The 8,850-nt window shown below is 55.0% G+C and carries 6 protein-coding genes and 1 pseudogene; 4 read left to right on the forward strand and 3 right to left on the reverse strand.

The window, feature by feature from the left end; genetic code table 11:
* The 3 genes from ACI9KD_RS16220 to ACI9KD_RS16230 form a co-directional block, all read left to right on the forward strand.
* The coding region (locus ACI9KD_RS16220) for a hypothetical protein (protein ID WP_414982213.1) at window positions 1-589 on the forward strand (589 nt) is incomplete at its 5' end.
* A 64-nt stretch (window positions 590-653) separates the two neighbouring features.
* Entirely contained in the window at window positions 654-1,178 is a 525-nt protein-coding gene (locus tag ACI9KD_RS16225) for a DsrE family protein (protein ID WP_414982214.1), read from the forward strand.
* Between the two features lie 38 nt (window positions 1,179-1,216).
* A complete protein-coding gene (locus tag ACI9KD_RS16230) occupies window positions 1,217-2,092 on the forward strand; it encodes an alpha/beta fold hydrolase (RefSeq protein WP_414982215.1) in 876 nt (291 codons plus the stop codon).
* Between the two features lie 21 nt (window positions 2,093-2,113).
* On the opposite strand, the gene ACI9KD_RS16235 is transcribed toward ACI9KD_RS16230, so the two are convergent.
* Window positions 2,114-3,613, reverse strand: coding sequence for a GumC family protein (locus ACI9KD_RS16235; protein WP_414982216.1), 1,500 nt, complete (start codon window positions 3,611-3,613; stop codon window positions 2,114-2,116).
* A 213-nt stretch (window positions 3,614-3,826) separates the two neighbouring features.
* Here ACI9KD_RS16235 and ACI9KD_RS16240 point away from each other — a divergent pair, with 213 nt between their 5' ends.
* On the forward strand, window positions 3,827-6,061 hold the full coding sequence (locus ACI9KD_RS16240) for a fatty acid cis/trans isomerase (RefSeq protein WP_414982217.1): 2,235 nt from the start codon (window positions 3,827-3,829) through the stop codon (window positions 6,059-6,061).
* A 123-nt stretch (window positions 6,062-6,184) separates the two neighbouring features.
* Here ACI9KD_RS16240 and katG read toward each other — a convergent pair whose 3' ends face one another.
* Together katG and ACI9KD_RS16250 are read right to left on the reverse strand one after the other, a co-directional pair.
* Complete coding sequence (gene katG, locus ACI9KD_RS16245; RefSeq protein ID WP_414982218.1) at window positions 6,185-8,443, reverse strand: catalase/peroxidase HPI; 2,259 nt, start codon at window positions 8,441-8,443, stop codon at window positions 6,185-6,187.
* Window positions 8,444-8,631: 188 nt separating this feature from the next.
* Window positions 8,632-8,850 (reverse strand): annotated as a pseudogene (locus ACI9KD_RS16250) (serine hydrolase); the annotation flags it as partial.

Genomic DNA, 8,850 nt, shown 5'->3' on the forward strand with positions numbered 1-8,850 from the left:
TGACTTTGGTATTGGTACCGTCACCTTGTTTCACGACTGGATCGACGATGTGAATGACCTGTTGCCGCTGTCTGGCGTTCTTGAGGTCCCGGGCAATATTGGATCGGCGACGCGTGCTGGAATTTCTGGCGAACTCACCCTCCCTTTAGACGGCATCGGGCTGAGCAACGGTCGAGTGGATGCGGCGGCAGAGTGGCAAACTTCCCGTGTTGACGATCCGTTGACCGGCGCGATCCGAGCGCTGTCCGAAGAGCGGCAGTGGACAGCTAGTATGTCCATTCGTCAGGATTTACAGGCCCAGCGTTTAGCCTGGGGTGTGACAATGTTTGCTAGGGACGTTTTTCCGCTGTACGGACTCGATGAGGTTGATATTCAGGGGCAGCGTGCAGATATGGATGTCTTTATTGAAACGCGGGCCATTGACGGCTTGCGTATTCGCCTGACGGTAGAAGATGTGTTTCGAGACGGTGAGAGTCGTGACCGTCGCGTTTTTGCCGGTGATCGCAGCAACTCACCGGTGGCATTTAGAGAGGTGCGCGAACAGAGTCAGGCTCGAATCATTTCTCTGCAGGTAAGTGGGGACTTTTGACATAGAAGGTTGTGCTGCTGGCGTATCCTGATGCGACTCAGAACTGATCAAGAGGGTAACGATAATGACACGATGGTTGGCGGTATTTTCGATAGCTCTAGTCGCGGCGCAAGGTGCTGCGGCAGGTCCTGAGAATTTTCATACAGGTGGACTGATCAAGGATTACGGTAAGTTCGCGGATGTGCCAGCGGCGAAGCCGCTCCCAGCTGACACCCGCTTTAAGGTCGCCATGGATGTGGTTGATGGCGGTGAGACGGGCGAGGTCAACAGCCTGTTTGCGATCGCGGCAGGTTTTATTAACCTGCAGCATTCCAATGGTATTCCCCCGGAGCAGGTAGATATCGCATTGGTGGTGCACGGTTCAGCACACCGGGATTTGCTGAACGACGAAGCCTACGGTGGCGACAACCCCAACGCTGAACTACTGGAAATACTGCAGGGCTATGGAGTGAAGGTTCTGTACTGCGGTCAAAACGCGGTTATGCGTGATGTCGCGGTTGGGGATCTTCTCCCCGGCGTAGAGATGACGCATTCGGCCACGACGACGCACGTACTTTTGCAACAGCAAGGTTATTCTCTGCGCCCTTAGCCCGACCTTTGGGTCACCGATGATAGAGGTAGTACTCAATGATATCGCCCGATGAATGGTTAGCCCGGGGTCAGCAGCTTGAGTTGTTGGGCCACGATATTTTTTACATCGACGAAGCGGCCACGGATGAATCCCGGGGAACTATCCTACTGATTCACGGGTTCCCCACGTCGAGTTGGGATTGGTGGAAAATTTGGCCAGTCCTGAACAAGCACTATCGCCTTGTGGCCATGGATCTCTTGGGGTTTGGCTTTAGCGCGAAACCCAGGTTCCATGACTACCGGATCATGGAGCAGGCGGATCTGTGCGAAGCTCTCGCGGATAAGCTCGGCTTGGGTCAGTTTCATGTGTTGGCCCACGACTATGGGGACACCGTTGCCCAGGAAATGCTCGCTCGTCAGAATGAGGAGCTGGGTGTAGGAAAGTGGCAGTCCTGTCTATTGCTTAACGGAGGGTTGTTTCCGGAAACCCATCGCGCGGTGTTGGCGCAAAAGCTTCTGAAGAGTCCTGTGGGTTTTATCTTTCGTCACGCGCTGACAAAAAAGAGCCTGAACAAGTCCTTTGACCACATTTTTGGCGAAACCAAAGCCAGCCCGGAAGAACTGGATGTGTTTTTTGAACTTTTTGATCGCGATGGCGGACGACAGAATGTGCATCGCCTGATTCACTACATGAGCGATCGTATTGAGCACCGGGATCGTTGGGTAGGTGCCTTAAAAAATGCCAGCTGCCCCATCGGTCTGATCAATGGCAGTCTGGATCCTGTGTCTGGGAACCATATGGTGCAGCGATTTGAAGAGGTGGTGGGTTCTAAGCACTTTATTCATCGCCTGCCTACGGTGGGTCACTATCCGCAGGTGGAAGCACCAGAGGCGGTGCTGGTAGCCTATCAGCAGTTTCTCGAGACACTGTAGCGATTGGCACTCAGGGGTTTTTTAGCCGTTGCGGCGCGGCTCATCGTCAGCTTCCGTATCGTCGGAACCTCCATCGCTCTCTACATTGCCCTCCGCAATGTCCTCTTCGTTATGCGAGAGTCGCGCCGCAGCGGCCGTTTTTAGACGCGCGGCTTCTCCGGGTATTTGTTCCAGCGCCTGCGCCGCATCCTGTGGATACATATGCACACCGGTAAGGGTCACGTAAGCCGGGCTTGCGCTGCGTGGATGTAGATAGCTGTAAAGCCAGGCACCAAAAATCCCAGCCCCCATTGCCGCCAGTAAAGTCCCGCCCAGTAGCATCAAGTAAGGGGGTCCAATTCGTGGTGCCTCGGGAGCGGGCCAATCGATTACGGATACCTGTGGGTACTTGTTGACCTGGCGCACCTGGATTTGCACTTGCCGTGCTTGAGTTTCGCGGTTGAGTTCTTCTAGTCGTGCCAAGTCCTCAGCCAGCGCTTGATGCGTGGCATAAATCGTATTGAAGTCCGCCACCGCCTGTTTGTGTTCATCGAGTCTGTTGGTAAGATTGGCGACCGATTCTCGCGCTGCGGCATAGTTTCGCTCGGAGTTGTTTAGCTCTGCCTGCGTACCGCGAGCATAAGCCTGCCCCAGTTCCGCCTCCAGTTTCTCGACTTGCTCCGGGATCTCCCGTAATCGAGGATCTTTGCGAATGTAATCCTCGGTGTAGCGGGCGCGAAGTTCTCCCAATCGAGATTTGAGTTCTGACAGCTGCTGCGACATTGCAGCGACATCTCTGCGTTCGCTTTGCGGAACCACTTGCTCACCTGCAGAAAGGGAACTCCGAAGGGTGTCGAGGTATGACTTACTTCGGACCTCGTCCTCTACTGCATTGTTAAGAGAGGTGTTCAAACCATCGAGCTGCGCGAGAACGGCGTTTTCCTGCCGTTCCATAGAAATGATTTCATTGTCCGCACGATATTCTTCTAAGGCGAGCCGGGCCGATGCCAGCTTCAGCGCCAAGCCGTCGAGTTCATCCTGAACCTCGGTGAGCGTTTGCGACTTGCGGGTTTCGATATCTCGCGAGCGAACATTGGTGTACACCTCAATCCAGCTTTCGATTAACGGTGGCAAGAGCTCGCGGTCCGCGCCGGTGGCGGTAAGTTCCAGAAGGTTGGTTTCGGGTACCGCTACCACATCCACAATGCGCCGCAGCTCAAGAGGGTCCAGGTCGACCGCGTAGTCCTGCGTTAGTCGTTCGGCCAGATCGCGGGTGATTTCGCTGCCAGTGAGGGTTCTGCGTTGTATGGCTACACCTTGAATGTCAGCGTCGAGCATTTGCTGGTCGATGGCTGTAGGGGCGCTCATCAATACTGTGGCGCTGCTTTGGTACACCGCAGGCTGAAACGTCGTGTAAACCAGCCCAATGACCAGCACTGTCAGGGCGCTGAGTGCGAAAATACGCCGGCGACTGCGTCCGTGTGCCTTGTCGTCGTCTTGCGCACTGAGAGTGGGTTGCGCCGAGTTTGCACCGAAAGCCATCTGTAAAACCTGCAAAATTTATTGAAACTATAGTGTAGGCCAAGCAAACCCTTGCGGATAGCGCAGCCGTTTATAATGGCTCACACTTTGGACTACGGCTCTTAATTTGACGTCGAAACTTTTAGTCGGATACCGTTTGTTGCTATGAAATTTTGTGCTGTGTATGGATCGCTCTCGGCCACCGCTATAAGGCGATTTATTGGCGTTTTGTTCTTGAGTAGTGCTGCTCTGTCGGTAACTTCACAGGCAGACTCGCTACTGTCCAAGGACTACCCGCCCAGCGTAAAGCCCATCGTTGAGCAGCGCTGTATGGTCTGTCATGGCTGCTACGACGCGCCTTGCCAGCTCAAAATGGACGCCTGGATGGGACTGGAACGTGGTGGCAGTAAGAAGAAGGTGTACGACGGTTCACGTCTGTTGTCCGCTAACCTTACACGCTTGTTTGAAGACGCACACAGTATCGACGAGTGGCGAGACAAGGGCTTTTTTCCTGTTCTCGATAAGCAGGATCCGAAGACGGGTCTGATGTATCAAATGCTGAATCTCAAAGAAGAGTATCCGTTGCCCAGCAAAGGTCCATTGCCTGGCACTTTTGACTTTAGTTTGTCTCGGGATCAGAGCTGCCCCAAGCCAGCAGAATTTGAAGAGTACCGTGAGGATCGGCCCTATCAGGGGATGCCCTATGGCTTTCCGGGTCTGGATCCGGACAAGCTGGCGGTGCTCAGCGATTGGTTCGAAGCAGGGGCTCCAGGTGTAGAGGTTGCCGACCGCCCGGATGTCGAAGTGCGTTCCATTGATGAGTGGGAAATGTTTCTCAACGCAAAGGACAATAAGTCCCGGCTGATGAGCCGCTATATATTTGAACACCTGTTTATCGGTGATTTGTATTTCGAGGATCTCAACGAGACTTCCGGCTGGTACAAGCTCGTGCGATCGCGCACGCCATCCGGACAGCCCATTGATTTGATTGCGACGCGTCGTCCCTATGACGATCCGGGCACACAGCCCTTCTTTTATCGCCTGCAGATTCGCTACATCAGTCGCTTGGCAAAACGGCATATGCCCTACGCTCTAAGTGCTGAGCGCATGGCGCGATGGAAGAGCCTCTTTCTTGACCCTGAGTATGCCGTTGCGGAACTGCCCGGCTATCGCGGCAAGCAGTCGGCCAACCCCTTTGTGAGCTTCGAGCAACTGCCGGTGGAGGCACGTTATCGCTTCATGCTTGAAGAGGCGCACTTTACGATCATGGCGTACATCAAGGGGCCGGTGTGCCGAGGGCAGGTTGCGCTTAGCGTCATCGATGATCACTTTTGGGTGGCTTTTGTTCGTCCTAACAGTATCGATCCAGAACAGCGGGCTGATTTTTTGGCGGCGGAAGCGCATGCCTTACGATTGCCCCAGGCTAAGGGCAGTCTGGTGGTGTCGGCGTTTCAGTGGAATAGCTACGCCAAGAGTCAGCAGAAGTTTTTGAAAGCGCAGGCGCGCGCGATAGCAAAGGTCATTGATCAGGACAGCCTCAAACTTGATATAAATCTGATATGGGACGGAGGTCCTGAGCGTAATGACAATGCTGCGCTCACGGTATTCAGACACTTTGACAGTGCGACGGTGGTGAAAGGCCTGGTAGGGCAGGAGCCGCAGACCATGTGGGTCATCGACTATTCACTTCTGGAGCGCATTCACTATCTTCTGGTGGCAGGTTTTGACGTGTATGGCAACGTCGCGCATCAGCTAGAGAGCCGCCTCTACATGGACTTTCTGCGTATGGAGGGAGAGCAGGCTTTTTTGCTGTTTTTACCTGAAGAGGATCGCGTGGCAGTGAGGAATCATTGGTATCGCGGTGCCAAGGACAATGTGAAAAAGTACGTGATGTCTCCCGCGAATGCCAAGTATGAGCGTGATAGTGCTGTTGATTATCAAAGCGACGACCCTAAGTCCGAGCTCATGGCGATGTTTAAGACGCGCATCCATACAGCGGAAAACTCCCGTTATTTTGTTCGGGAGCCGGAACTTGCGGCGCTGATGAAGGGCTCTAATAAGGCCTTTAGCTATCTTCCGGAGGTTGCGTTTTTGCAGGTGTTGAATACGCGTGGGAAGGCGAGTGTGTATAGCCTCGTCCACAATCAGGCGCACAGTAATAATGCTCAGCTGTTTGCCGAAGAGGACCGACGCTTACCCGAAGAAGATACATTGACTGTTGCTCAGGGATTTATCGGCTCCTACCCGAATATGTTTTTTCAGATTACCGAAGGGCAGCTACCCAAGTTCACTGCGGCGCTTTTATCGCTGAACAGTCCACAGGACTATGTGTCTTTGGTGGATCAGTTTGGCGTGCGCCGAACGGCGCCCTGGTTCTGGAAGCTTAGCGATGATTTCGCGGCAGAGTATCGTGGTAGCCACCCCTTAGAGGCGGGGTTATTTGATCTGAATCGTTATCAGAACCGATAGCACCCTGGGCTACCGCAGGCTGTGTTTATCGAGAACACAAAAAAAGGCGGCCCCGGAAAAGGGCCGCCTTTATTGATTCCGGAAGCTGGCTTGCCTGCCAGGTACGCCGGCTTACTTGAGCATTTACTTGGTAGCTACCATGCTATTGCTGCGCTTAAGATCGAAGCGATCCAGCTTCATCACTTTGCTCCAGGCCTCTACAAAGTCGTGAACAAACACTTCTTCTGCTCCGTCGTAGGCGTACACCTCGGCAATAGCCCGCAGCTCAGAGTTTGAGCCGAACACCAGGTCAACCTCGGTGGCAGACCAGCGCATCTCACCGGTGACTCGATCCCGGCCTTCGTAGACGTAGGGATTGTCTGTAGTGGGACGCCAGACGTTGCGCATATCCAGCAGGTTAACGAAGAAATCGTTATCCAGCGCATCGGTTTGATCGGTGAGCACACCGTGCTGCGATCCGCCCGCATTGGCATCCAGAGTACGCATGCCTGCGACCAGTACGGTCATCTCGGGCACGGACAGATCGAGCAGGTCAGCCTTATCGAGCAACGCTTCTGCCGGCTTTCGGTAGGCCGCGTCACTGTAGTAGTTACGGAAACCATCAGCCTTGGGCTCAAGAACCGCAAAGCTGTTAACGTCTGTCTGCTTTTGGCTCGCATCCGTGCGACCTGGCGTGAAAGGCACTTCTACGTCATAGCCTGCGGTCTCTGCAGCACGTTCAATGGCAGCAGCGCCGGCTAACACAATCACGTCAGCCAGAGAAACCCGTGTGTCGCCCCGCTGGGACTTGTTGAAGTCCTTTTGGATGCGCTCAAGACGCTTGAGGACAGCTGCCAGTTCCTTGGGATCGTTAGCAGCCCAGTCTTTCTGAGGAGCGAAACGTATGCGAGCGCCGTTAGCACCGCCACGCATGTCACTGTCGCGATAGCTTGAGGCTGAGGCCCAGGCGGTACGAACCAGTTCCGCCGTGGTGAGCTCCGCGGACAGAATCCTGGCTTTCAACTTGGCAACGTCAGATGCATCAATGAGGTCGTGATCCACGGCAGGTACCGGGTCCATCCACATCAAGACTTCTTCGGGCACATCAGAGCCGACGTAGCGTGCGCGGGGACCCATATCCCGGTGCGTCAGCTTGAACCAGGCCTTGGCAAAGGCCATCTCGAACTCTTGCGGATTCTTGAGGAAGCGCTGGGTGACCTTGCGATAGCTAGGGTCCACCTTCAGCGCCAGATCCGTGGTGAACATGATGGGCTGATGACGCTTACCCTCCACGTGTGCGTCGGGCACGGTGTTGGCAGCGCCGCCATCTTTGGGCACCCACTGTGTGGCGCCAGCCGGGCTCTTGGTCATTTCCCAGTCAAAGGCGTACAGGTTTGAGAGGTACATCATTGACCACTGGGTGGGTGCCGCGGTCCACGCGCCCTCCAGTCCACTGGTGATGGTGTCTTCTGCGTTACCTTTACCGCAGCTGTTGTTCCAGCCCATGCCCTGCTCCTCCACACCTTCACCGGCGGGTTCAGGAGCGAGGCAGCCCTCAGGCTTGCGTGCGCCGTGCGCTTTTCCAAAGGTGTGGCCACCGGCGATGAGTGCGACAGTCTCTTCATCGTTCATGGCCATGCGGCCAAAGGTCTCGCGAATGTCGTTGGCGGCAAGCTGAGGGTCGGGGTTCCCGTTGGGGCCTTCGGGGTTCACGTAGATAAGACCCATTTGTACCGCGGCCAGCGGCTTTTCAAGCTTCCGCTCACCACTGTAACGCTCGTCGGCGAGCATCACAGACTCTGGTCCCCAATACACAAGATCCGGCTCCCAGTCGTCTTCGCGACCGCCGGCAAAGCCGAAGGTCTTAAAGCCCATGGTCTCTAGCGCGACGTTACCGGTGAGAACCATAAGATCGGCCCAGGACAGGGCGTGGCCATATTTCTGCTTTACAGGCCAAAGTAAGCGGCGCGCCTTATCGAGGTTGGTGTTGTCGGGCCAGCTGTTCAGGGGCTCAAACCGCTGCTGGCCACCGCCAGCGCCCCCACGGCCGTCCATGGTGCGGTAGGTGCCAGCACTGTGCCAGGCCATGCGAATAAAGAACGGTCCGTAGTTGCCGTAGTCCGCTGGCCACCAGTCCTGGGATGTCGTCATGATTGCTTCGATGTCGGACTTAAGGTCGCCAAGATCAAGCGTTGCGAAAGCTGACGCGTAATCAAAATTGGGGCCCATAGGGTTGGCCGTGTCTGCGTTTTGGTGAAGCGGGCGCAGATTCAGCGCCTGAGGCCACCAGTCTTGTACCGATTTGGGTTCACCGTGCATGGAGCCAGCCCCTGCGGGGGTCGTAGCTGACAGGGTTGCTGCCATTGCCACGCAGATTGGCAGGGTTTTCTTGAGCATTTTCATAAGAGCCTCGCGATATGCGTTGTCTATCAAAGTCTGCTTTAACTCATCGAGCTTGGCAATTGGCCAAACATACCTTTAGGGTAGAAGTCCGCGCGTAAACAGTAAAATGAATTAAAAGTTAAAAGACGATCTAAAAATACGATCAAGCGGGGTGTCCATTGATGTACTAGCGCCAGGTCTTTGATGTTTTAAGGTGACGCTTGTGTGCTGGTGGTGATATCGCGATAGATTAGCCAACGCCCCGCCGCATCTTGCTGCCAAACCACGAGATAGTCCCCGGCATCAGTGATGGGGTTTTGCGTATCGCCGCCTAAGGTCAACGCATAGCGCCCCAGTTCCATGATCAATGACCCTGAGCGGGTGACCTCCTGAGTGGTGAGGGTGAGCGCGCTGCTGCCCAGAGACAA

Source organism: Congregibacter sp. (assembly GCF_047617445.1).
Classification (GTDB): Bacteria; Pseudomonadota; Gammaproteobacteria; order Pseudomonadales; family Halieaceae; genus Congregibacter.